Annotated in this window: 21 protein-coding genes, 1 other RNA gene and 1 pseudogene; 11 read left to right on the top strand and 12 right to left on the bottom strand. The window is 68.0% G+C overall.

Annotation, left to right across the window (positions count from 1 at the left end):
- Positions 1–277: 277 nt before the first annotated feature.
- The 3 genes and pseudogenes from FZP69_RS02515 to FZP69_RS02505 all read right to left on the bottom strand — a co-directional run bounded on the left by FZP69_RS02515 (position 278) and on the right by FZP69_RS02505 (position 3846).
- Positions 278–1585 carry a dihydroorotase gene (locus FZP69_RS02515; protein WP_152039808.1) on the bottom strand — a complete coding sequence of 436 codons (1308 nt, stop codon included), beginning with the start codon at positions 1583–1585 and terminating at the stop codon, positions 278–280.
- 183 nt (positions 1586–1768) lie between these two features.
- Positions 1769–2470, bottom strand: a pseudogene (locus FZP69_RS02510) (lipoate--protein ligase family protein); the annotation flags it as partial.
- Between the two features lie 50 nt (positions 2471–2520).
- Complete coding sequence (locus FZP69_RS02505; RefSeq protein WP_152039807.1) at positions 2521–3846, bottom strand: PQQ-binding-like beta-propeller repeat protein; 1326 nt, start codon at positions 3844–3846, stop codon at positions 2521–2523.
- A gap of 157 nt (positions 3847–4003) precedes the next feature.
- On the opposite strand from FZP69_RS02505, the gene FZP69_RS02500 reads away from it, so the two are divergent.
- Complete coding sequence (locus FZP69_RS02500) at positions 4004–4927, top strand: hypothetical protein (RefSeq protein WP_152039806.1); 924 nt, start codon at positions 4004–4006, stop codon at positions 4925–4927.
- 240 nt (positions 4928–5167) lie between these two features.
- Positions 5168–6208, top strand: coding sequence for a hypothetical protein (locus tag FZP69_RS02495; protein ID WP_152039805.1), 1041 nt, complete (start codon positions 5168–5170; stop codon positions 6206–6208).
- A 49-nt stretch (positions 6209–6257) separates the two neighbouring features.
- On the opposite strand, the gene FZP69_RS22310 is transcribed toward FZP69_RS02495, so the two are convergent.
- Positions 6258–6539, bottom strand: a complete 282-nt coding sequence (locus FZP69_RS22310; RefSeq protein WP_192918433.1) for a hypothetical protein — start codon at positions 6537–6539, stop codon at positions 6258–6260.
- Positions 6540–6703: 164 nt separating this feature from the next.
- Here FZP69_RS22310 and FZP69_RS02485 point away from each other — a divergent pair, with 164 nt between their 5' ends.
- A complete protein-coding gene (locus tag FZP69_RS02485; RefSeq protein ID WP_152039804.1) occupies positions 6704–7204 on the top strand; it encodes a PaaI family thioesterase in 501 nt (166 codons plus the stop codon).
- A gap of 13 nt (positions 7205–7217) precedes the next feature.
- On the opposite strand, the gene FZP69_RS02480 is transcribed toward FZP69_RS02485, so the two are convergent.
- Positions 7218–7796 (bottom strand): cysteine hydrolase family protein, encoded by a 579-nt coding sequence (locus FZP69_RS02480; protein WP_152041485.1) that lies wholly within the window; start codon positions 7794–7796, stop codon positions 7218–7220.
- 182 nt (positions 7797–7978) lie between these two features.
- Between FZP69_RS02480 and FZP69_RS02475 the strand changes: the two genes are divergently transcribed.
- From FZP69_RS02475 to FZP69_RS02465, 3 genes are all read left to right on the top strand, one after another.
- The gene (locus FZP69_RS02475) at positions 7979–9445 is read left to right on the top strand and encodes an Hvo_1808 family surface protein (protein WP_152039803.1); all 1467 of its coding nucleotides are present in this window, start codon (positions 7979–7981) and stop codon (positions 9443–9445) included.
- A 198-nt stretch (positions 9446–9643) separates the two neighbouring features.
- A complete protein-coding gene (locus tag FZP69_RS02470; RefSeq protein ID WP_152039802.1) occupies positions 9644–9922 on the top strand; it encodes an amphi-Trp domain-containing protein in 279 nt (92 codons plus the stop codon).
- A gap of 308 nt (positions 9923–10230) precedes the next feature.
- A complete protein-coding gene (locus FZP69_RS02465; protein ID WP_152039801.1) occupies positions 10231–11385 on the top strand; it encodes a nicotinate phosphoribosyltransferase in 1155 nt (384 codons plus the stop codon).
- A 134-nt stretch (positions 11386–11519) separates the two neighbouring features.
- Here the strand turns inward: FZP69_RS02465 and FZP69_RS02460 are convergent, their stop codons facing one another.
- The 3 genes from FZP69_RS02460 to FZP69_RS02450 all read right to left on the bottom strand — a co-directional run bounded on the left by FZP69_RS02460 (position 11520) and on the right by FZP69_RS02450 (position 14153).
- On the bottom strand, positions 11520–12719 hold the full coding sequence (locus FZP69_RS02460) for a cation:proton antiporter (protein ID WP_192918432.1): 1200 nt from the start codon (positions 12717–12719) through the stop codon (positions 11520–11522).
- A gap of 87 nt (positions 12720–12806) precedes the next feature.
- Complete coding sequence (locus tag FZP69_RS02455; protein WP_152039799.1) at positions 12807–13283, bottom strand: cation:proton antiporter regulatory subunit; 477 nt, start codon at positions 13281–13283, stop codon at positions 12807–12809.
- A 261-nt stretch (positions 13284–13544) separates the two neighbouring features.
- A complete protein-coding gene (locus tag FZP69_RS02450; protein ID WP_152039798.1) occupies positions 13545–14153 on the bottom strand; it encodes a TIGR00296 family protein in 609 nt (202 codons plus the stop codon).
- A 157-nt stretch (positions 14154–14310) separates the two neighbouring features.
- Here FZP69_RS02450 and rnpB point away from each other — a divergent pair.
- From rnpB to FZP69_RS02430, 4 genes are all read left to right on the top strand, one after another.
- An RNA gene (gene rnpB, locus FZP69_RS02445) (RNase P RNA component) lies at positions 14311–14726 on the top strand.
- A 132-nt stretch (positions 14727–14858) separates the two neighbouring features.
- Positions 14859–17549 carry a heavy metal translocating P-type ATPase gene (locus tag FZP69_RS02440; protein ID WP_152039797.1) on the top strand — a complete coding sequence of 897 codons (2691 nt, stop codon included), beginning with the start codon at positions 14859–14861 and terminating at the stop codon, positions 17547–17549.
- 80 nt (positions 17550–17629) lie between these two features.
- A complete protein-coding gene (locus FZP69_RS02435; RefSeq protein ID WP_152039796.1) occupies positions 17630–18703 on the top strand; it encodes a matrixin family metalloprotease in 1074 nt (357 codons plus the stop codon).
- Between the two features lie 413 nt (positions 18704–19116).
- Positions 19117–19395 (top strand): hypothetical protein, encoded by a 279-nt coding sequence (locus FZP69_RS02430; RefSeq protein ID WP_152039795.1) that lies wholly within the window; start codon positions 19117–19119, stop codon positions 19393–19395.
- 53 nt (positions 19396–19448) lie between these two features.
- Here the strand turns inward: FZP69_RS02430 and FZP69_RS02425 are convergent, their stop codons facing one another.
- The 4 genes from FZP69_RS02425 to FZP69_RS02410 form a co-directional block, all read right to left on the bottom strand.
- The gene (locus FZP69_RS02425) at positions 19449–19928 is read right to left on the bottom strand and encodes a type IV pilin (protein ID WP_152039794.1); all 480 of its coding nucleotides are present in this window, start codon (positions 19926–19928) and stop codon (positions 19449–19451) included.
- Positions 19929–19952: 24 nt separating this feature from the next.
- Positions 19953–20360 (bottom strand): type IV pilin, encoded by a 408-nt coding sequence (locus tag FZP69_RS02420; RefSeq protein WP_152039793.1) that lies wholly within the window; start codon positions 20358–20360, stop codon positions 19953–19955.
- Between the two features lie 457 nt (positions 20361–20817).
- A complete protein-coding gene (locus FZP69_RS02415; RefSeq protein ID WP_152039792.1) occupies positions 20818–22101 on the bottom strand; it encodes an MBL fold metallo-hydrolase in 1284 nt (427 codons plus the stop codon).
- Between the two features lie 360 nt (positions 22102–22461).
- Complete coding sequence (locus FZP69_RS02410; RefSeq protein WP_152039791.1) at positions 22462–22659, bottom strand: hypothetical protein; 198 nt, start codon at positions 22657–22659, stop codon at positions 22462–22464.
- A 119-nt stretch (positions 22660–22778) separates the two neighbouring features.
- Between FZP69_RS02410 and FZP69_RS02405 the strand changes: the two genes are divergently transcribed.
- Positions 22779–23621, top strand: a complete 843-nt coding sequence (locus FZP69_RS02405; protein ID WP_152039790.1) for an aldo/keto reductase — start codon at positions 22779–22781, stop codon at positions 23619–23621.
- The last annotated feature ends 103 nt before the right edge of the window (positions 23622–23724 follow it).

Below are 23724 nucleotides of genomic sequence, written 5' to 3'. Positions count from 1 at the left end.
GACGCCGACCGGCGGAGGACGTACCGGACCGGGAGTCGGCGTGGGTGGTGTGGTAAAGTCGCGCGGGAACGCGCGAGTCGCAGCGGGGTGATCACCCGGTGTAGAACCCCGTCCAGCGACGTCTCCGCCACGCACGACCGCTCCGGGACCGGTGCCGGGGTGAGACGGTCCGGGAGATCGTTGAGGACGACGGTTTCTCGCTCCTGAAAACAGCGATAGAGAAGGTGGAGCTCGTTGGGACGTTCGCCGGTGAGCGTGAGAGCAGCGGTCGGGACGACTACGTCCGCACGTTCTGACCGACCGCGTCCCCGAACGTCTCTCTCTCACCCCGACCGTCGTAGACGACGTGGCCACGGACGAGCGTCAGGTCGGGGAACACGCCCGTCCAGCCCTCGAACGGCGTCCACCCGCACTTCGAGTGGAGCGCCTCGCCCCTGATCTCCCGTGGGCGGTCGGGGTCGACGAGGACGAGGTCGGCGTCGGCGTCTCGTTCGATCCGGCCCTTCCGCGGGAGGTCGAAGATCCGGGCGGGGTTCCGCGCCGTGAGGTCTCGCACCCGCTCGTACGACCAGTGCCCCTGGCGTGCCGCTTCGAGGAGCAGCGGGAGCATCGTCTCGACGCCCGGGACGCCGCTGGGTGCGTCCCACAGCCCCTGTTCTTTCTCGTCGACCGTGTGCGGTGCGTGGTCCGTGGCGAGCACGTCGACCGTGCCGTCGGCGACGCGCTCGAAGACGGCCGCTCGGCGCGCTTCGTCCCGCAGGGGCGGGTTCATTCTCCCGTAGGTACCCAGGTCGTCGAGATCCTCACGCGACAGGAAGAGGTGGTGTGGCGTCACCTCGCAGGTCGCGCCCGCGGCCGCCGCCGTATCGACCCCTTCGGGCGTCGAGGTGTGGGCGATGTGGAGTTGCGCACCGGTGTCACCCGCGACGGCGACCGCACGTTCGACCGCCGCCGCCTCCGCCTCGGCGGTCCGAAACGCGCTCCAGCGGTCGGCGTCGGCGTCGCGGCCGACGCCCCCGGCGTCGCTGCCGTAGACGCCGTCGTCGAACAGCGAGGCGTCCTCGGCGTGGACCGTGACGGGGACGCCCGCGTCGGCGGCGCGGGCGACCGCGTCGGCGAACGGGTCCGCGTCGATACCCATGTCGCCCGTCGAGTCCGCGAGGAACACCTCGCCGAGCGCGAACAGTGGTCGCTCGAGGAGCGTGTCGGGATCCCACGCCTCGGTGACGCCACCGTTGATGCCGTAGTCGACGAGCGAGTCGGCCGCGAGGGTCGCCTTCTCGTCGAACGCCGTGCCGGTCGTCGTCGGCGGGGTCGTGTTCGGCTGGTCGACGACGGTGGTGACGCCGCCGGCGGCCGCGCTCCGCGAGCCGGTCGCCCAGGTCTCCTTGTGTGCGTGACCCGGCTGGCGGAAGTGGACGTGGACGTCGATGCAGCCGGGGAGGAGCAGTCGCCCGTCGGCCGCGACGACCCGGTCGTCGCCACTGTCGAGCGACCCCGCGTCGGCGACGTCCGCGATCCGCTCGCCCTCGATGCGTACGTCACGGCGACGGCCGTCGGCGAGCACCGCGTTTCGGATGAGCATACCTCTTCGTCGCGGAGGCGGGTGCTAAAGCTCGTGGTCGACGTCGGTCGACGCGGAACCGGAGCCGGCCGTCTCGGGATCGGCCGCATCGGAGTCGGCCGTCTTGGGATCGGCCGCATCGGGGTCGGTTGGTTCGACATCGGCCGCGTCGGGATCGATCGGTTCGACGTCGGCCGCGGTCACGAGTTCGGCCACGGCTTCGACGCGAACCCGCTCGTCGGCGGGGTCGCCGACGAAGGCCCGTTCGAGCGCCCGACAGACCGCCGCGGGGTCGGTCGGGTCCCCGGCGTCGGCGACGGTCGCGACCGACGCCGGATCGAACGGGACGGCCAGCGCCTCGTACACGGCGTCGAGGACGTCGACGAGCGCCGCCCGGTCGTCGACAAGGACGCAGCCAGCGACGAGCGCCGCGTCGGACTGGATCCGCTGGGCGATGCCCGCGACCTTCCCCGCGCGGTCGCCACCGAGCTGCACCGAGTGATCACCGGGGCAGAACGATTCCGACGGTTCGCCCGGCGCGGCGTCGACGCCGAGTTCGGAGAGGGCAGTACGAACGCCGTCGACTCCACTCTCGTACCGCTCCGTGAGCCCGCGGCGGGGGTCCGCCAGCGGGAGCGCGTGGGCGAACGCGACCGTCGTCCCCGTGTAGGCGACCGCCCGTCCGCCGACGCTCCGCTCGACGACCCCGTACGCTCGCCGTTGGGCCGCTCGACGCGCCGCCTCGTAGCCGTCGGTCCGTGCGTCGAGCCGACCGAACGCCACCTGGCGATGTGGCGTCCACGCCCGGAACGCCGCCTCGCCCGTCTCGCCCGCGCGAGTCAGCATCGCCGTCGTCGCGGCGCGGTCGGCGGCGAGCGTCCCCGCGCGGCCTCTGACCAGTCGCATACTGCCGCGGAAGGGGTGGAGGCACGTAACGGTGTCTTCGGTCGGCGCACTCACGGCTCCCGGACCGCGACGACCGCGCTGTCGTCGTTGTGGCCGGGGTTCGTCTGGACGTACGCGGTGTCGTCGACGACGACCGGCGGGGCGACGTGCGCGCCGATCGGCAGTCGCCAGCGCCGGGTCCCGTCCGTCGCGTCGACCGCGGCGAGCTCCCGCCCCTGGCCGACGTAGAGGGTGTCGCCGGCGACGGTCGGAGTGCGGACGGCTTCGGGCGCACGGTACGTCCACCGTCGGCTCCCGTCGGTCGCGTCGAGGGCGTGGAGGCGCTGGCTGTCGGCGTCGTGTTCCCACGCGCCGACGTAGAGGGTCCCGTCGGCGTACGCCGGGACCGTGAGCGTTCGTTCGGACACGGTCCAGTCCCACGCGATCGCGCCGGTTTCGGCTTCGAGCGCGAACAGGCGGGCGTTCCCCGGGCGGACCGAGTCCCCCATGCTGGCGAAGGGGTCGATCGCCGTGACGAAGACGCGATCGGGGCCGGCGACGACGTGGCCCGTGAGCGACCAGCCATCCCCGACGTCGAGTTCGGCCGTCCACTCGCGACGACCCGTCGCCCGGTCGACCGCGTACACCTCCCGGGTCGCCCGGTAGCTCTCGTTCGTGTCGAACGTGAGGACGCGGTCGGCAGTGACCGCCGGTCGCGCCCAGTCGGTCCGCCACGTCGGACCGTCCTCGGTCGCGACGACGTGCGGGCCGAGCGTGGCGTCCCACTCGATCTCGCCCGTGGCGGCCTCGCACGCGAGCACCCCACGGTTGGCGGCGACGTAGACGGAGCCATCGTGGACGGTCGGGCCGGTCGGTGGGTGTTCGCCGCTGGCGGCCGTGACTCCGTCCTCGCGGACCCACGCCTCCCGGCCGGTAGTGGCGTCGAGCGCGTGGAGGCGAACCACGTTCTCGCTCGTACGAGTGAGGACGAACAGCCGATCCGCGTGGAGGGCCGGCGCCCAGCGCATCGGCGGGAGGTCGCCGTTGGACCACCGTTCCGACCCGTCCGCGGACGCCAGCGCGAACGCGGCTCCGTCGGTCCACGCCTCCGTGAGGAAGAGATCGTCGTCGACGACGGGGGGATAGACGGGACGGTCACCGAGCGCACGCCACGCGACGGTCGCGTCGTCACGGGGGCCGCGTGCGTCGGGCGTGTGGCGCGTGTTCCGGGCGTCGTAGGCGACCTGTGGCCACGTGCCGGTCGGCGGGTGGTCGGCCGGGGTCGACGTCTGCGTCTCTCCAGTCGACACCTGCGAGCCGCGACCGGGCGCGTCGACACAGCCGGCGATGCCCGTCAGCACGCCACCCGCCGTCGCGAGGGCGGTTCTGCGGCGCATAGGTGGATGTCGACCAGCGACGGTATCGGGTTTGTGGTGGCTCTGGGTCGAACCGCGGTCGGAGCGACGCGTCCGGACGGTCGAGACGGTGCGTCCGGACAGTCGAGGCGACGTGGGAGCCGACGCACTCATACCCCTGTCGTCCCTGGAGCAGGTGATGAGACCCGCGTCGGAGACGGACGGCGGGCGAAGCCGGGTCACCCTCCCGTCCGCGTCGCTCGTCCCCTTCCGTCGGCTCTCGCTGTACAACTCGCCGTACCCGGCGCACGACCGCGGGCACGCGATCGACCTCTACCCCGACTCGAACGAGGGGCTCTCGCCCGTCGCCGGCGAGGTGCTCGCCACCCGGACCGTCCGCACGCCCGAGAAACCGTACGCGGTCGAACACGACCACCTGATCCTCGTCGACTGCGACGAGGCGTGGTGTGCGGAGACGGGCCTCGATCGGGTGGTCGCGCGCGTCCTCCACGTCGACCCCGCGGTCGAACCGGGCGACTGGGTCGCTGTCGGCGACTCGTTGGGGGAGCTGGTCAGATCGGGCTTCTTCGCCCCGTGGGTCGACAACCACGTCCACCTCGGCTTTCGGAGGCCGACACAGAACCTCCAGCGAGCGTCGGGATCGCTCCCGCTGTCGCTCCCAGTCGTGCCGACACCGCTCGCGTGGGACGGCACCGGAACCGTCGTCGAGGCGGGGGAGACGTACGTCGTGCTCGACGCACCCGCCCACCCCACACCGGGCGAGGCGTTCGCGGGCGTCGCCACCGACGACGGGTGCGTCCTTGACGGCGGGTTCGGTCACTACGCGGGCGGCGGACTCCTCACTCGCGGTGCGGGTGCGGGCGACCCGCTCCGGCCGGTGTCGTTCCTCGGTCACCCGATAGGCGATGCGACGGGTCGCGACGTGGCGTGGCGCGACGTGAACGTACTGGCGAACGGCGAGCGAATCACGGGACTCTCGCTGTTCGCCGCCCGCGACCCTGAGTTCGGTGCGAAGCTCGTCTGTCCGGACCGCGAGTTCGCTGTCGGCGACGAGGTTCGCGTGACGGTGCGAGACAGCGACGACCCGATTCGACTGAGGTGACCCGGTCGAGCAATCAAATACCGATCAGTCGCTCGGTATCACTGCTTCCGCCACAAAGAACGGCATCTGCATTGAACTCTTCCGTGGTAGTTCGGGAGTTCCTGTCTGATATAATATATGATATCAATTTAATATCTACGGCGTCCTCCTTTTAGTATGCGTTCTGGGATACTGGAGGAGCTAACGATCGACTCGACGAAGCGAGAGGATGAATTCCGCCACACGTTGACGCATGAGCGAATGGACTACGTCTTCGACCTGCAAACTCCTCGTGAACGAGAGTTCCTCATGGCTCACTGGGAGACACACGTCATAGATACGTTGTTCGTTGCCACGCCCGAGGGCCTGCACTTCCTCCCTCTCGAAGAGCGACTGCGAGAGGAGGAAGAGCGCTACATACCATTCTCTCACCTACGATCCGTCTGGATCGACCGGGACTTCGAGTACAGACAGGATACGCGGGCCACCGAGGACCGACTCACTAGCATAAACTATCTGACTGAGGACGGGAGCTCGACTAGGTACTTTATTTCGGTTCCAAGCGTCAGTGCGCTGGAACTCAGGAAGGACTTCAACGACTTGTTGCGGGGACTGATCCCACCTGATTCGGTCGTACGGCTGTTAGTAGAGCGGTTCGAGGACACGGTTGCCGTCGCACAGGAGTTCCACCGAACTCCGGACCGAGAGCTGGTTACGGAGGGGCGGATACTGTGTCTCCCTACGCCGCAGGACGGTACGGTCAAGTTGTCGTTCGTCTCGTCTTCCGAACGTACGCCACTCAATTGGCGGAATCTACACGATGGAGAACGGAGTCTCACCGCTTTGCCCGAGGAGGACGTCGTCTGGGCGACCGAGCTCAAATCACACGCTCACAATGACGACGAACAGACGAAAGGCTGGCAACCCGGTACGCTGGTCGTCACCACTCACCGCCTCCTGTTCCTGTACGAATCCGAAGACAACTGGTTGGAGATGCCACTTGAGCGGGTTCGGTCCGTCTCCCCGGAGGAGCTACCGTGGAGCCGCAAAGACTCGCTGAACTCGATCGTCTGGACACCGATACTCTCGAACATCTATCGAAAAGAACGGAAGTCCAGTATCACGGTTACCGGCGAGTTCGGGAAGAAGTGGTACTTTTCGGTTGGAGAGACCATCGGTTCGATGAAGGCGAACAAACCGGTCATCGACCAGCTTCAAAACGCTCTTTCGACCGCGAAGAGAGCAGGGGGGCGCCAGCGAATCTCTCGGTCGACGCGACAGTCTCGTCGTGGAAACGCCTAATCTATTCCAACGACGATTGTAACTCTCCACTCCCGCGCCCATGCCCGTCCTACGGTTGGTAGTCGACGATATCTCCGTTCTGGTTGGTCACGTCGCCGTTCGACCAGCGGTATCCCGTCGAACCGTTCGGGAGCGTCACGTAGTACCCGCCTCCGAACTTCGGATGGCGAACGGCGTTCGGGTCCGGGTCGTCAGGATCTGATTCTACGAGTGACATGTCATTGGGATCAGCTCCCTCGGCGACCTCAAAGTCGTCCGATACGTCGTCGTAGTCGTCGTAGTCGTCCGATACGTCGTCGTAGTCGTCGTAGTCGTCGTAGTCGTCACTCATATTCGACACCTCAGTTGGATGGCAGCGAGAATAACCCTATCGAGCGGTCGGTTTCCCGTACGTTCTCGTCGGCCGATACACCGGCACGAACGCGGCGAACTGTAACCGAATCACGGCGAGGCTTCACCGGTGGCTACATACGCTCCGCCGCCACCAACGGGTGTATGAGTGAGGATGGCACCACCGAGTTCCCGGACGACGCCGCGGCGTTCGTCCAGCAGCACATCGAACAGGAACACGGCTACCTCTCGTGGCTCGGCACGCGGGTGGACTCGGTCGACTACGGTCACGTCACCATGTCCATCCCCTTCGACGAGAAGCTGACCAACGACGAGCCCGAACTCGGCTCGGCACCGCAGGTCCACGGCGGCGTCGCGGCGACGCTCGTCGACACGGCCGGCGCGGTCGCCCAGCGGACGATGTTCGACGACCCGCTCGCCGGGGGTCTCGCGACGGTGAACCTCAACGTGAACTACCTCCGGCGGGCGTCGGGCGACCTGACGGCGACGGCGGAGGTCGTCCGCGCCGGGGGAACCATCGGCGTCTCGGCAGTGACCGTCGAGGGACCGACCCCCGACGGCGAGGACCGGCATCCGGTGGCGACCGGGCAGGTGGCCTACCGGCTGTTCAGAGACGTCGCGAGCGACAGCGACCGCGACGAGTAGTCGAGGGGGGACCTCAGCCGAACCGCACGTCGTCGAGGGTCGTCGTCTCGCCGAACAGCCAGTCGGCGTGGTCGACCGCGTACTCCCTGTGGTCGGCTTCGATGTAGCCGAGCGCGTCGGTCACGAGCACGGGTTTGAAGTCGCGGAGGCCGGCGCTCCCCGCCGTGTGCAGGACGCAGACGTTCGCGAGCGTCCCACAGAGCAGCAGGTCGTCGACGCCGTGCGCACGGAGCCACCCCTCCAGTTGCGTCTCGTGGAAGGCGTCGTAGGTGTGTTTCACGACGACGAGGTCCTCGTCTCGCACGTCGAGGTCGTCGACCAGGTCGGCCTCCCACGTCCCCTCGACGACGTGTTCGCCCCAGCGCGTGAACTCGTCGTAGTAGTGGGTGTCCTCGAACTGTTCGGGCGGGTGGACGTCGCGCGTGTAGACGACGCGAGCGCCGGCGTCGCGGGCGCGGGAGACGAGGTCTGTCACCGGGGCGACGGCGTCGGCGCTCGGCGGCGCGTAGAGGCTCCCGTCGGGGTGACAGAAGCCGTTCTGCATGTCGACGACGACGACTGCCGTCCGGGATGGGTCGAAGCTGTCGGGCATACACACCTGTAGGAGCGTCGAGAGTAAAGGCGCGGCGACGGGGCCGTTCAGGGGAGCGACGGGGTGGCGGGCGGGGTGGTACTGAGGATCGAGAACCGACTCGCTCGTGTCCCAGCGCGTCACGCACGGTCGTCGGCCAGTCCGCTGACAAGGTTCTTGAGCGTCGAACCCGTGGACCGGGTATGAGACGGCTCCGTCTGTCGACCCTCCTCGTCGTCGCACTCGTGGTTCTCGCCGGCTGTGCGGCCCCCTTCGCGGACTCCCCACCAGTCGCCGCCGACGGGAACGCGGCGGACGGTGGGGACGGGTCGACCGGCGACACGGCGACCGGCGACGGGTCGTTCGACTTCGCCGACCCCACCAGTGACAGACTCGGCTGGGAGGCGGGCTACTGGTACAACGAGTCGATCGACGTCGACCAGTCCGACGGGCTCTCCGACGCGGAACTCGACGCGTTCGTCGGTCGGTCGATGGCCCGCGTGGAGGTCATCCGCGGGATCGAGTTCCGGTCCGAGGTCCCCGTCGAAGTCATCGCCCGATCGGAGTACCGCAACGGATCGAGCGACGTCCCGACGCCCGCCGAGGACGACTTCGCCGCCTGGAACAACCAGGTGTGGGAGGCGCTGTTCATCGTGGGCGAGGACGCGAACGTCCAGCAGGAGCTGTCGAACACGCAGGGCAGTTCGGTCGTCGGGTTCTACGCGCCCGGTGACGACGAGATCAAGATCATCACGGAGAACCCGGAGTCGCCGGTCCTCCGGAACACGACGCTCATCCACGAGCTGGTCCACGCGGCCCAGGACCAGCGGTTCGACCTCACGGAGGAGCGGTACCGCGGCGGAACCCAGGACCACGACCTCGCCGTCGACGGGCTGATCGAGGGCGACGCCAACTTCGTCGAGGACCAGTACGTCCGCCGGTGTGCGAGCGGCGAGTGGGAGTGCGTGCCGACGCCCTCCCAGCAGAGCGGGTCGAGTGGGCCACCGCCGAATCTCGGCATCCTCCTTACCGTGTTCCAGCCGTACTCCGACGGTCCGGTGTACGTCTCCACGCTCAAGAACCAGGGCGGCTGGGAGGCCGTCAACGACGAGTTCGACGCGCCGCCCACGACGACCGAACAGGTGATCCACGTCACCGACGAGGAGCCGGTCCCCATCGAGTTCAGAGACCGGAGCCGGAACGGGTGGGCGCTCTACCCCGACCAGGGCGAGGACGGCTCCGATACGGTCGGGGAGGCGTCGATCTTCGCGATGTTCTGGACGCAGGCACGCGACTCGAGCGCCGACACACTCGACCCGCGTGGGCTGTTCGAGACCGACAGCGACTACGACACGTACAACTACGCCGCCGACCCGTCGGCCGGGTGGGGTAACGACCGGGTGTTCCCGTACCACAAGGGATCGGGCCAGTCGGCGGAGTACGGCTACGTCTGGGTGACGGAGTGGGACACGGACCGTGACGCCAGCGAGTTCCTGCAGGCGTACCGTGCGATCCTCCGCGCGCAGGGAGCGACCGAGGAAGCCGACGACGTGTGGGTCGTCTCCGAGGGGCCGTACGCCGACGCGTTCCGCGTCACCCGCTCGGGCACGCGCGTCGTGATCGTCAACGCGCCGACGGTCGAGGACCTCGACGACGTTCGGCCACGCTGAACCGTCTTCTTATTCACTCGCCCGGCGTGAAATACGTGACTCGGAGACGGTGGTAACCACGCCAGTGTGTAGCGTCCGTCGGTCGTCGCAGTCAGCACGGACCTGCTTGCCACGCCGGACGGCGGGACTGTCGGGACGGTTACCGCTCCGCGAGAACCTCGGGCGCGGTTTATGGCTCGTCGGGGAGAGTCGGGTCGTATGGGAGAACTCGAAACCGAAGCGCAGAAGACGCGGGCAGAGGTTGCCGACTACCTTCGAGGCCTGGCCGACCAGCTCGATCAGGGCGGCGACGTGACGCTCGAGCTCGGGGGGACAGACGTGCGGCTGAACCCGTCCGACCCGATCACGTTCAAACTGGAGGGGGAGTCGGACTGGTCCGACGGGGACACCGAAGCGAAACAGAGTATCGAGTTCGAGTTAGTGTGGTGGCGTGACGCCCGGACCGCCGAGGAGGGAGCCCTGGACGTCCGCGAGTAGTGGCCCGTGAGAGGCGGGAACCGAACTGACCCCGATCGGCGTCTTCCCCCGGCATGGTGGGCGACGGTCGGCACTGACGGAACCCCCGCGCGATCGCATCCCACGAACCCACACTCGCCGACCGAAACGTTCAGTACCAGTCACGTCCGGCGTCGTCTCGACTCCACCTCACTTCGACTCGACCTCGCTCTGTCCGGAGCGGCCGCGCGGGAGAGACCGGCCAGCCAGCGCCCGCATCGAAGACGATTCCTCTTCGAACCCGTGGACCGAACGAGTGAACTTTTCACGCCCCGCTCGCAACCGGGTGTATGACCGACTTCGACATCGTGACCCCCGACGCCATCGCCGAGGGGAGAGCGACGGACGCCTACTTCGAGCGCACAGAGGAGACGCTCGAAGCGGCCGGTCGCAACCCGCACGTGGTCACGGAGGTCACCGCGGATCAGTTCTCGGGCGGAGGGTACGAACTCCTCGCGGGCGTGAAGGACGCAGCGCACCTGCTCCGTGGGCTCCCGGTCGACGTCGACGCGATCCCCGAGGGACGGCTGTTCGACGGCGGTCCGGTGATGCGGATCGCGGGCAACTACCTCGACTTCGCCCAGTACGAGACCGCGCTCCTGGGCTTTCTGAGCCACGCCAGTGGCGTCGCCACCGCCGCGCTCGACGTTCGCACCGCCGCACCCGACTCGCTCGTGCTCTCGTTCGGGGCGCGACACGTCCACCCCTCGATCGCGGCGATGGTCGAGCGGAGCGCCCTCGTCGCCGGTCTCGACGGCTTCTCGCACGTGGCCGCCGGCGAGATCCTCGGGCGGGAGGCGTCGGGGACGATGCCCCACGCGCTCGTGATCTGTTTCGGTCCCGGCGAACAGGAGTCGGCGTGGCGCGCGTTCGACGAGACCGTCGCGCCCGAGGTCCCGCGGGTCGCGCTCTGCGACACCTACAGCGACGAGGTGGACGAGGTGTTGCGAGCGGCGCAGGCGATGGACCGCCTCGACAGCGTCCGACTCGACACGACGAGTTCGAGACGGGGCGACTTCCGGCACATCCTCCGGGAGGTGCGGTGGGCGCTCGACAGCGAGGGGTACGAGGACGTCGAGATATTCGCCAGCGGCGGCCTCGTCCCCGCCGACCTCCGCGCCCTCCGCGACGTCGCCGACGGCTTCGGCGTCGGTGGATACGTCTCGAACGCGGATCCGGTCGACTTCGCGCTCGACATCGTCGAGGTGGAGGGCGTCGCGGGCGCCAAGCGCGGAAAGCTCGGCGGCGTGAAGGAGGTGTACCGGACCCGAGAGGGCGGACACGAGGTTCGCCGGCGGGACGACCCCGAACCCGAAGACGGTGAGGCGCTGTTGGAGCCGCTGGTTCGAGACGGTGAACTCGTCGACGGGGTCGACCTGACTCTCGACGCGGCAGTGTCACGGGCCGAGGCCGACGCGGCACTGTGTGGGTACGGCGAGGAGTGAGGAGTTGGGAACACCACGCCAGCGAGGAGTGAAGAGTTGGGAACACCACACCAGCGAGGAGTCGACGGTTCCGCTGGGAGACGTTTAGTCAATCGAATCGAGACGGGTCGTTTTTCCGAAGTCCTGCTCCCCACTCAGCCGTTGGTGTATCTGTTTGCAACCCGTTCGATGAGGTGGGTGTTCCGCATGAGAACCGTCCCGAGGACGCTCGTCAGGAGGACGTAGCCGACGGTGAACGCGGGGATCGTCTCCCGGAGGGTGTCGGTGGTGCCTGCCGTCACGAGGAACGCCGCGATCACTAGCGAGAACTCACCACGAGGGGTGAGTGCACTCGCCATCCGTGATGCCTGCTCGACAGAGAGCCCATAGCTGCGTCCGGCGAAAAACCCGCTGACGACCTGACCGAGTAGCGTGACGACGACCGCGACGGCGACGGCCCCGGCGACCGAGGTGACCACTCGGGGGTTCGTCTGGAGACCGATGACGAAGAAGAACACCGCCGCGAAGAGGTCGCGGGTCGGGGCCAGCAGGCTCTCGATGCGGGCGACGTGGCTGGTCTGGCCGAACGACGCTCCGACGACGAACGCGACTATCGCGTCGCTGACGCCGGCAGCCAGCCCGATCCCGGCGACGAGTGTGGTCGCACCGAGCACGCCGAGGAGGAACAGTTCGCTCGACCGGATGTCGAAAGCCCGGTCGACCCACTCCTCGCCGTAGTAGGCGACCAGCCCGAGCAGGAGGAGGACCACCGCTGCCTGCCCGAGTGTTGCTCCAAGTGTGGTGACGTCGGTCGCACCAAGGACGACCGCCGACAGGACCGCGAAGATGGCGGCCGTGACGATGTCCTCGATGACAATGACACCCAGAATCGCCTCGCTCTCGCGGTTGGCAATCCACTCCAGGTCGATGAGCGACTTGGCGATGATGACCGTCGAGGAATTGAACACGATGAGGCCGACGAACAACGCCTCGAGGAGCGTGAAACCGAAGAGAAGACCGACGAGGATGCCCAGCGGGAGGCTGACTCCGATGTCGATTGCACCCGCACGAACGAATCGTGCCCGTTTCTGAACTAACGATGTCAGGCTCAGTTCGAGGCCGACGAAGAACAGCAGCAGCACGACTCCCAGATCCGCAAGCAACCGAACGAACGCCGGTGACTCGACGAGCGTGAGCGAGACCCCACCAACCGTCGGTGCGAAGGGGCCGAGGAGACTGCCAACGAGGATGTACGCCGGAATCACCGACTGGCCAACGCGCCGGGCGGCCAGTCCACCGACGGCGAGGACCGTCAGAAAGAGCCCGGCAGTGAGGACGAGATTCGGAGTGGCCACACGTACGGCGTCGATAGACGGACTATGATGAATTATGTTCCGGTGCCGTTGGAGGGGAGCAGTGAACGAACGTCACCGTGAGAGGTGTCAGGGCGCGAGGAGTTCGTCGAACGCGTCGTGTGCTTCCTCGCTTCCGACCACGACGAGGACGTCGTCCGCGAGTAACTCCGTCCCCGGGGTTGGATTTGCGATCGTTCGTTTGTCTCGCTCGACAGCGAGAATCGAAACCCCCGTCCGCGTCCGAACACCGACGTCACCGATCGTTCGACCGACGATAGGGGATTCCCCGGGGAGAGACACCCATTTGAGACGGGCGTCCGAGAGTACCTCACCGAGGTCGTCACCGACAGGCTCGAAAAAGGTCCCGTCGAAGATCTCCGCGAGTTTCTCCGCCTCGCGCTCCGTCGTCACGAACAGTTCCTCGCTGTCCTCGTCGGGGTCGTCCCGCCAGTACACGTTTCGCCGTCCATCGTTGTGAACGAGGATCGTGAGTGTTCCGCCGTCCGAGAAAGACACCTGGTATCGCCGACCGACGCCCGGGAGCTGCGTCTCGAATATCTTCATACCTACTCTCGTTCGACTCGCGTAATGACTGTTTGGCACGTCCTCGTGGGAGACGACAGCTCGCGTGCGTTGGTGTACCGGTGGTGATCCCCTGTCGTTTGAGACCGGCGGTGATCTCCCACTGTTCGAGGCGAGGGGACTCGTGCTCGACACACGACGAACGCGACCGGAGAACCAGACCGAAGACGGCTCTAACAGAGCATTGTGCGAGGGACGGTGCGCGAGCGGAGCGAGTGTGCCCGACGCAGTAAACAGGTCGGGTTACAGCGAGAGTTCTTCGACGCTGCCACCGTCGTTGCGCTCGCGGAAGACCTGCCCCTCGAACAGCGTCACCATCGCGTCGTCGGTCTGCCAGGCGAACGGGGAGAGCTTGGCCTTGCGGCAGACCCGGGTGAGGTACTCCTCTTTCGACCAGTCGTTCTCGACGGGGATCGTGGGGTAGAGCCAGCCGTGTTTGCCCTTGCTGTCGACGGCGACGCCGTGGCGGCCGAGCTCGAGGTCGGCGAGTGGGTCGTTGGTGAGAAGGTGGTTACAGACGATGCAGACCGAGATGTTCAGGTGCGGGAGTTCCTGCGGTTCGATCTCCGAGCCGCAGGAGTCGCCCGACGCCGCTTGGATGGCCGCGTCGACGATGGCGTGACCCAGCTGGTCTTTGCCCCGATACGCGCCGGCACACCCGCGGAGTCGACCGCGGCCACGGGTCGACTGCAGGCGAACGAAGGCACCGGTGCGCGCGTAGAAGGCGTCGCGCATACTGCCCGGCTGCTCTCGTTGGCCGTGTAAAACGTACGATTCGACGGATTCACGGGCCAGTTCGACCGCACGCGCCCCATCCTCGTAGGTCAGGCGAACGGTCTGCGCCTCCGACATACCCTCGAAGAGGGCGGCTGTCGACTTGAACCCTTCCTTTCACACAAGAAGAATCGTGAGGGTTTATTTCAGCCTCGGGCGGCCGTACCGAGCCTCGTCGCCGTCGCGCGTCCGTGACATCGAACGGCTTAACCGCCGACCGGGAGTAGTCTATAGTGGCAGAGAGAGCCCGGCTCCCGTGGCCGCACAGGCGGCCATGAGGAAAGTCCCCCCACCGTCCGGACAGGCGACCGGGCGCAAGCCCGGAGTCGGAGACGGCTGGCTCTGGAACAGAAACGAGACCCCTCGACCCGACCGATGAGGTGTGCGAACCCGACCGCGAGGAAGGGGAGTTAACCCACCGAGGGATGCGGGGTGCCGCTGGTACCCCGACGGCGAACGGGCGTCGCCCGTGAGCCCCGGGTCGAGAACGGATGGAACGGCGAATCCTCGCCGGTGCAAGTCCGCGCCGCCAAGGTAGTCCGGACAGCACGGTCGGGCACTCCCCGCCGTGCCCCCGGACGACGTCCGGGGAGGACGCGGACGCTCAGCCGAATGCCGGGACGAACAGAAGGGGGCTTACTCCTCTCAGCCACTCACGTCGCCGAGCACGGCGACCGTCTCGCGCTCGTTGTTAACTGAACGGAGTTCAGTTGTTAATCATCCCTATCAAGAACGGAACGGATGATAGGTGATTTAATAACTGGTCGACCGCTACGGGACGATATGAAGCGAGACGAGCCACCCGAGGCCGGCGGTGGCTGTGACTGCGCCGACGGGTGTTCCGTCGGCGACGGTGACGCCACGGCAGTCGGGGACCGCGAGTCTCCCCACGCCGACGGCCGGTCGGGAGGAACGACGGGTGCGGAAGCGACCGCTTCGACACGGGACGGGGCGAGAGACGACAACGACGGGACCGAACTCACGCTCTCGGTGCCGGAGATGGACTGTCCCTCCTGCGCCGGCAAGGTCGAACACGCGCTCGCGGACGTCGGGGGTGTCGAGCGCGTCTCGCCGCGGCCGACGTCGGGGACGCTCGTCGTCGCCTACGACGCCGACGAGACAACACCGGCGGCGATCCGCGCGGCCGTCGAGGGCGCCGGCTACCCCGTCGAGACCGACGAGCGACTCACGCTCTCGGTGCCGGAGATGGACTGCCCCTCCTGCGCCGGGAAAGTCGAACGCGCGCTCGCGGACGTCGACGGCGTCACGTCGGTCGACCCCCGACCCACGACCGGGACGCTCATCGTCACGGTCGACGCCGGACGGGCGTCGCGGGGCGACGTCGTCGCCGCCGTCGAGGGGGCGGGCTACCACGTCGAGTCGGGCGACGAAACGGCATCGACCCGTGAGATCTGGCGGTCACGCCGCGCGCTGGCGACCGGTGTCGGGGCGGTGTTCCTCCTCGCCGGCGGGCTGTTGGAGTTCGCCGTCCCGGCGGTCGACCCGCTCCTCGCGACGGTCGTCGGGCGCGAGATCACCGTCGCGTGGCTGGCGCTCGTGCTCGCGGCCGTCGTCGCCGGGCGGCCGATCGTCAAAAACGGCTACTACTCGGCGCGCAACCGCTCGCTCGACGTCGACCTCCTCATGGGCATCGGCGTCCTCGCGGCGCTCGCGGTCGACCTCCCGTTCGAGGCGGCGACGCTCGCCGTGCTCTACTCGGTCGCCGAACTGCTGGAACGGTTCTCGATGGACCGGGCACGTTCGTCGGTGCAGGAACTCGTCGACCTCTCGCCGGACACCGCCACGGTCGTGCGCGACGGCGAGGAACGGGTCGTCCCGGCCGACGACGTCGCGGTGGGAGAGGTCGTCGTCGTCCGCCCGGGCGAAAACGTGCCGGTCGACGGCCGCGTCGTCGAGGGGGAGAGTGCGGTCGACGAGTCACCCATCACGGGCGAGTCCGTCCCCGTCGACAAATCAGTCGGCGCGGAGGTGTACGCGGGAAGCATCGTCGCGGAGGGCTACCTCGAGGTGGAGACGACGGCACCCGCGAGCGAGTCGACGCTCGCCCGCGTCGTCGACCTCGTCACCGACGCCGAGGAGACCCGGACCGACCACGAACAGTTCATCGATCGGTTCGCGCGCTACTACACACCCGTCATCGTCGTCGGCGCGCTGCTCACCGCGTTCGGCCCGCCGCTGTTGCTCGGGGCGGCGTTCGAGACGTGGTTCGTGCGCGGGCTCACCCTCCTCGTCGTCGCCTGCCCCTGTGCGTTCGTGATCTCGACCCCCGTGTCGATCGTCTCGGCCGTGACGAGCGCCGCGCGCAACGGCGTCCTGGTCAAGGGCGGCGATCGCCTGGAGGCGATGGCCGATGTCGACGTCGTGGCGTTCGACAAGACCGGGACGCTCACCACGGGCGAACTGAGTGTCGTCGACGTGGTGCCACTGGGCGAGACCACCGAGTCCGACCTCCTCGCCTGTGCGCGAGCGCTCGAGTCGCGGAGCGAACACCCCATCGCCGCGGCGGTCGTCGCTCACGCGGACGAGCGGGGCGTCGACGATCGCGAGATCACCGCCTTCGAGTCGATCCCGGGAAAAGGGGTACGGGCCGATCTCGACGGCGTCACCCACTACGCGGGGAAGCCGGGCCTGTTCGCCGATCTCGGGTTCGACCTCGGCCACGCCCACCTCGACCCCGACTCGGACCTCCACGCACGGACGGACGGCGGGGTGATCACCCGCGACTGCGACCACGACGCGGGAGCGTACGTCGACCTCGCCGACGAGGTCATCCCCCGACTGCAAGACCGGGGCGCCTCGGTCGTCCTCGTCGGAACCGAGTCGGAACTAGAGGGCGTCGTCGCCGTCGCCGACACCGTCCGGCCCGAGGCTCGCTGGACGGTCGACCGGCTCCGCGAGTTCGGCGTCCGGACCGCGATGCTCACCGGGGACAACGAGCGGACGGCCCGCGTCATCGGCGAGGAGGTCGGTGTCGACGAGGTCCACGCCGACCTGCTCCCGGACGAGAAGGTCGACGTCCTCTCCCGGCTGGCGGCCGACCACGGCCCGGTCGCGATGATCGGCGACGGCGTCAACGACGCCCCCGCGCTCGCGACGGCCGCGGTCGGCGTGGCGATGGGCGCTGCGGGCACCGACACGGCCATCGAGACCGCCGACGTCGCGCTCATGAGCGACGACCTCCACCGGGTGCCGTACCTCGTCGACCTCTCGCGCCGGACGAGCCGCGTCATCAGACAGAACGTCTGGTCGTCGCTCGCGGTCAAGGCCGTGCTCGCGATCGGTGCGCCGCTCGGCCTCGTGTCGGTCATCCACGCCGTCGTCGTCGGCGACATGGGGATGAGTCTCGGCGTCACCGGCAACGCGATGCGACTCGCGGACGTCGCGCCCGAGACGCCGACGCTCGCCGGCGAGCGAGACGACGCGGGTGACACGGATCGGCTCGCGGCGTCGTGAGTCCGGGCCGCTCGTCGCTCGAATCACGCGTGAGAACGTGGGCCAACTGATTTGTGCCTCGGTCGCGGATGGCTGGATAGATGTCCCGCCGCGTGCTGGCCCTCTCGCTCCTCCTTCTCGTCGTCCTCGCCGGCTGTCTCGGTCCGGCGTTCGGAGCGGAGGGTGGGTCGAGAGCCGACGACCGCCCGAGTTCGGGCAGCAGTCCGTCGTCGGTGACGAGTAGCGACGGCGGACCGGGAGCCGACGCGACGACCGAAACCGCGACGCCGACTGCGCCGGACGGGAACCCGTGGGGTACCGATCCGGTCGTCGTCGCCGTCGAGAGCCCACCTGGGCGTGACGTCGTCCCGCTGGTCCGGGCGGCGACGGCGTACTGGGAGGCGAACGCGACGCGGTACGCCGGCTACGCGGTCGACTACGAGGTCCAGCCCGACGCGCCGAACCCCGACCTCGTCGTCAGCTTCCGCGACGAGATCACCGGTTGCGAGCGCACCGACCACACGGCCGGCTGTGCGCCGTACATCACCCGAGCGGGGCAGATCGACCGTCCCGTCACCGTCGAGATCAAGATCGGCCTCTCCGACGCGTCGACCGTCCAGGTCGTCACGCACGAACTCGGTCACACGCTCGGGCTAGGACACGACGACGAACCACAGGCGGTGATGCGGACCGGCGTGACGCTCACGACCCTTCCACAGCCGAACGCGACCGAACGCGCGTTCCCCTGGGTCGATCCCGACTTCACCGTCTTCGTCGACGTCGACGACGCGCCCGACCCCGACGCGGCGCGTCAGCAGGTGTACCGGGCCCTGGGGTACTACAAACGCGGCGCGCCCGGCATGCCGACCAACCTCACGTTCCGCGTCGTCGACGACCCCGACGCCGACCTCGTCGTCCGCTACGCCGACTCGTCGCCGTGTACCGCAGGGTCGGGCTCCTGCGGGTCGAGCCGCGGGCCCGATCCGGACGGCGACGGTGCCAGCGAACGGTACTCGCAGTTCACCGTGACCCTCGTCGGGATCGACACCGCCGCCCTCGGCTGGCACACCGGCTACTGGCTCGCCGTGGCGTTCGGAACCGAGAGCGACGACGAGAAGCCACCACCGTTCCGGGACGCGTCGTACGACGAGCGGCGGAGCGAGTGGTGGGAGTGAGCGGGACGAGAACTGAAAGGAGTGGCGGTGAGAGAGGTTTCGGTGGGAAGGGTGGCCGTCCAGTCCGGGACGGTACCCGGCACCGGTGAGCGAACGAGACACACCCCCGGGTCCGACCGATGGAAGTGGGGAGGTGACTAGACAGTGACCGCGGCACGGCGGTCACCGGGACGGTGACACCACGCCACCGAAGCGACGGAGCCGCTTCGAGCCGTTCGTACGCGCGTCGCTCGTTCGAAGCCCTCCCCGACCGGCCCGCTCGCTCGACGCGTTCGGTTCGCTCGTCGCTCGTCGTGGGTCGCACACGAGGGGACGGTGCGGCGAGACGCGCCACCACCTCTTCGCGCAGAGCGTCGCACCGACAGCCGACCGTCCTCGCGAAGGGTGAAGTGTCGACGCACCGAACCACGGACGTGAACGAGAGCGAACTCGACCGGGCGCTCGCTGAGGCGTTCGACGGGAGCGAGGCGGAGCGGCGCGTGGTGGTTCGGCAGGCGCTCGACCTCGCAGCGTCGGGGAAGGCCGAACGTGATCGCGGGATCGAACTGACCGTCGAGGAGGTCGTGACCCAGTTGAACGACGCGCCGGACGGCTCTGTCGCGAGCCGGTGGAACTGGTGGCTCGGCGCGTTGGAGGTGGCGTACGGCGGGTACGAGCCGTTTCAGGTGCGGCGGTACTCAACCGAAGAGTGACCGGTGGCGCCGCTCGCCGGTCGAAAAAAATCGGAGAAGTGGTGACGAGGCGGTTACGCCTCGAACTGGCCGATAGTCGCGGTCTTGTCGGAGTTCGCGCTGGACCAGATGATGCGGATGGTCTCGTCGGAGAGACCGGATCCGCTGTTGTCCTGGATGTAGATCGTCGTCCCCGCTTGCAGTGTGTCGGACGCGGCGAACCCGCCGTTGCCGGAGAGGTCCACCTTCGTCGAACCGCCCGCGTACGACGAGCCACTGTCGCCGTTCCACACGTTGAGGGACACGCCGGACGCGACCGACAGCTCGTCGGCCGGGATGGCGTCCCCACCGTCGTGGGTCGCGTTCACCTGGTCGGTGCCGTCGAACTCGAACGTGAACTGTGCCTGCGGTGCGCTCTCGGAGACCTGGTCACCGAGCCCGAGCACGAACGTCCCGATGACGGCCGCCAGGATCACCGTGATCGCGACCATCAGGATGACGCCGATGACCGGGCTCACTGCGCGGTCCTCCGTCAGTAGTTTCTTGAAGTTCATAGTGAAGTAGGTGGTCCGACCGACTTACGACTCGAACTTCGCGATGGTCGCGGTCTTGTCGGAGTTCTTGCTCTGCCAGACGAGGCGGACGACCGAGTCGCCGCTGAGGCCGGTCGCGACCGTGAGCGTGTCACCGGCCGTGAGTTCGCTGCCGTGCGTGCCGGTGAAGTCTTCGGATCCGGTCCCCGAGACGGACACGCTCAGCGTGTTCGCCGGGACGGGGTCACCGCCGTCGTGGGTCGCGTCCAGGGTACCCGAACTGTTTTCGAATGTGAACTGTGCTTGCGGTGCGCTCTCGGAGACCTGGTCGCCGAGACCGAGCACGAACGTCCCGATGACGGCCGCCAGGATCACCGTGATCGCGACCATCAGGATGACGCCGATGACCGGGCTCACTGCGCGGTCCTCCGTCAGTAGTTTCTTGAAGTTCATTGTCGTTCTCGGCACGTTCTGACCGAGCGGATCCGTCCCATCGACACACACAGGGTGTGTTGGGAGGACAGTCCCCCCCGAGATCCCTCAGCCGCCCGTGCTTACCCCCTCGTTTCAGAGTCTGGTACAAAAACGTGGCCCGCCAGTTCTCAATAACGATATCGAACTCAAAAGAGGGTACTTGAATAGTATATAAAACAGGGGAAGCAAAGGACCTCAGATCGATCTCTCGTTGCGGATTCGGTTTTTCGAATTGATATTCGTCGAGGAGGTCACCTGCGGAGCGAGGCCGTCGGGAGAGTCGACGACGGGTCGTCACGCGTGAGGATCGTTCTGCAGCGGGCGACGATCCGCGACGCGTCAGGGCCCGGCGGGGCGACCTGGGCCGGCAGTGTCTGCGGGCGCACGTGCGCGAGAGCAAAAAGAATACGGCCGGATAGTAGTCCGGGGGCGACGCCTACACTGTGAGCTCGTCACCCACGTCGGGTGCCGAGGCTTCGAACCCCTCGGCCGAGAGTTCGGCCGCGAACCGCTCACAGCGGTCGCCGTGGTTGACGAGGATCCGGGCGTCACGGTACGACCCGAGGAGATCCAACAGTCCCTCGCGGTCGGCGTGGGCGGAGAAGTCGTACCACTCGACCTGCGCACCGATCGGCATCACGCGCCCGTCGATCTCCGCCCGACCCCGCTCCAGCAGTTCGCGGCCCGGCGTCCCCTCGACCTGGTACCCCGTCAGCGTGATCTTGTTCGTCGGGTTCGACCGGATCGCCGGGATGTAGGTCATGGCCGGTCCGCCGGAGAGCATCCCGCTGGTCGTGACGATCACCGTGTTCTGTGCGGCGATGCGCTTCCGCTGGCCGTCGCGACCCGTGACGAAGCGGGCGTTCGACTTCGCGCGCCCGAGCGCGTCAGCGTCCCGGACGAAGTCGGGGTGCCGGCGGAGCAGCTTCGTCACCCGTTTGCCCATACCGTCGACGTAACAGTCGATGTCGTGGGCGGCACAGACCAGCAGCATCTCCTGGGTACGGCCGATGGCGAACGCGGGGACGACGACGGTGCCGCCCTCCCAGACCGTCGTCCGGACGCTCTCGACGAACCGTTCTTCGATCCGCTGTCGAGGCTCGTGGTCGACGTCGGAGTACGTACTCTCACAGACGACGACGTCCGCGTCGGGACGCGCAGTCGAGGCCGACACCAGCCGCTGGTCGTCGGTGTGGAAGTCGGCAGTGTAGAACAGTCGCGTCTCGCCGTCGTCGACGAGGACGTGCGCGCTCCCGGGGATGTGCCCGGCGTTGTAGAACGTCACCTCGTGTCCCGCCGCCTCGAACGGCTCGCGGTAGCCGTGGGTCTCGGAGACCTGCGTGACGCGTCGGACTTCCTCCTCGGTGAACGGGCAGGCGTAGGTGCCACCGCGTCGTCGGCGACGCCGCGATCGGCCGGTCGCCCCGCTCCCGGCGACGCCGTGGAGCTTGAGCGTGTCCCGGGCGAGCGTGAGCGCGAGCTCCCGCGTCGGCGGCGTCCAGTGAATCGGGGGTCGTCGGTCCCCGGAGAGCAGGGATGGAACGGCGCCGACGTGATCGAGGTGACCGTGGCTGACGACGACGGCGTCCGGCTCGGGCGTCCCGACCGGGAACTGTGGTGGGTTCCCCGTCAGCATCCCGTAGTCGAGGAGGAGACGGTCGTTCACGAGGATAGCGCTCCGACCGACCTCGCGAGCACCGCCGAGAAACCGGACGTTCATCGGTTCCAGAGAGCCAGTCACGACGTTTGTGCTCGTCGTTTTCGACTGGCTGCTGGTGGTCGAGTCGCAGGTCGTTCGTCAGGTAGTGGCGGTCGGTTCACGCGTCGATCCGAACGGGCGTCCGCGATCACGCCGACGACCGGGCCCTGTTATCGACCGCCGACGGGATCAGAGGAGCGATCGACTGTCACGGCCCAGCCACTCGTACGATGTGCGGCCCCGGGCTTCGTCGGCTGGACGGTCGCGCTCCGCGCTTCGTGCTGCTGTTTTGGGTCGACGCGTTCGGCGGTGTCGACGGCGGTACACGCGATCGGTCGACAGCGGTGGCGGTGTGGTGGCGGTGCGGTGGCGGCCACGCGATCAGTCGTCCGCCTCTGACGAGCGGACGAGCTCGAAGGAGAGCCACCCTCCCTCGTGGGAGATCCCCCCGCGTTCGCGCAGTTGCGGCTCCGTGCTGACGTCGTAGCCGTAGAGGGTCGCGTCCCCCGTGCGGAGAGCCGCGGCGATCCGTTCGAACGACGCCGCGAGAACCTCGTTCCGGTCAGTCGGGTTCGTCATGTCCCCCAGTACGGTCGGCGGAATCAAAGCCGTGTGGTCCCCTCGCGACGAACGGCGGATCGAAGACGGGACCCATGAGAGAGCCAACACCTATGCCTGGCAGAGCCGTGTCCTCGTCCATGGTCACGAACGAGAGCGACACGTTCGACGTCGGCGGCGAACTCACCGTCCACCGGCTCGGCTTCGGCGCGATGCGGGTCACCGGGGAGGGGATCATCGGCGAGCCCGACGACGTCGACCACGCGAAGGCAGTCCTCCGACGGGCAGTCGATCTCGGCGTCGACTTCGTCGACACCGCGGACTCGTACGGTCCCGGCGTGAGCGAACGGCTCCTCCGCGAGGCGCTCGCCCCGTACGACGACGTGGTGATCGCGACGAAAGGTGGACTCATGCGTAACCGCGACGGCGACTGGCTCCCGAACGGCGACCCGGACTACCTCCGTAACGCACACCTGTGTAGCTGTGACCGCCTCGGCGTCGACGCCATCGACCTCTACCAGTTGCACCGGCCGGATCCCGACGTGCCGTTCGAGGCGTCCGTGCAGGCGCTCGCCGAACTGAAGGACGACGGCGTGATCCAACACGTGGGGCTGTCGAACGTCTCGGTCGACCAGCTGGAGGCCGCACGCGAGATCGTCGAGATCGCGACGGTCCAGAACCGCTACAGCGTCGTCGACCGCGACTCGGAGCCCGTTCTCGACGCGTGCGAGTCGTACGGCATCGGTTTCATCCCGTGGTTCCCGATCGGCGCAGGCGACCTCGGCGGGAAGGGCGAGGCCCTCCGGGAGATCGCGACGGCACACGACGCCTCGACGTACCAGGTCGCACTCGCGTGGCTCCTCGCACACTCGCCGGTGACGCTGCCGATCCCCGGGACATCGAGCCTCGACCACCTCGCCGAGAACGTCGCCGCGTCGACGCTCCAACTCACGGACGACGAACTGGCGCGGCTCGGGGCGTGAGCGAGCGCACGACACCGACAGAGCCGTCCGATCTCGGTCACGTGGGTGACCCCTGACGGGGACGAGGCGGACGGGGAGTCACGGGACGCACACCGTGACTGTC

The organism is Salinigranum salinum (assembly GCF_009176545.1).
GTDB lineage: Archaea > Halobacteriota > Halobacteria > Halobacteriales > Haloferacaceae > Salinigranum > Salinigranum salinum.
This window is presented reverse-complemented; position numbering and strand designations above follow the sequence as displayed.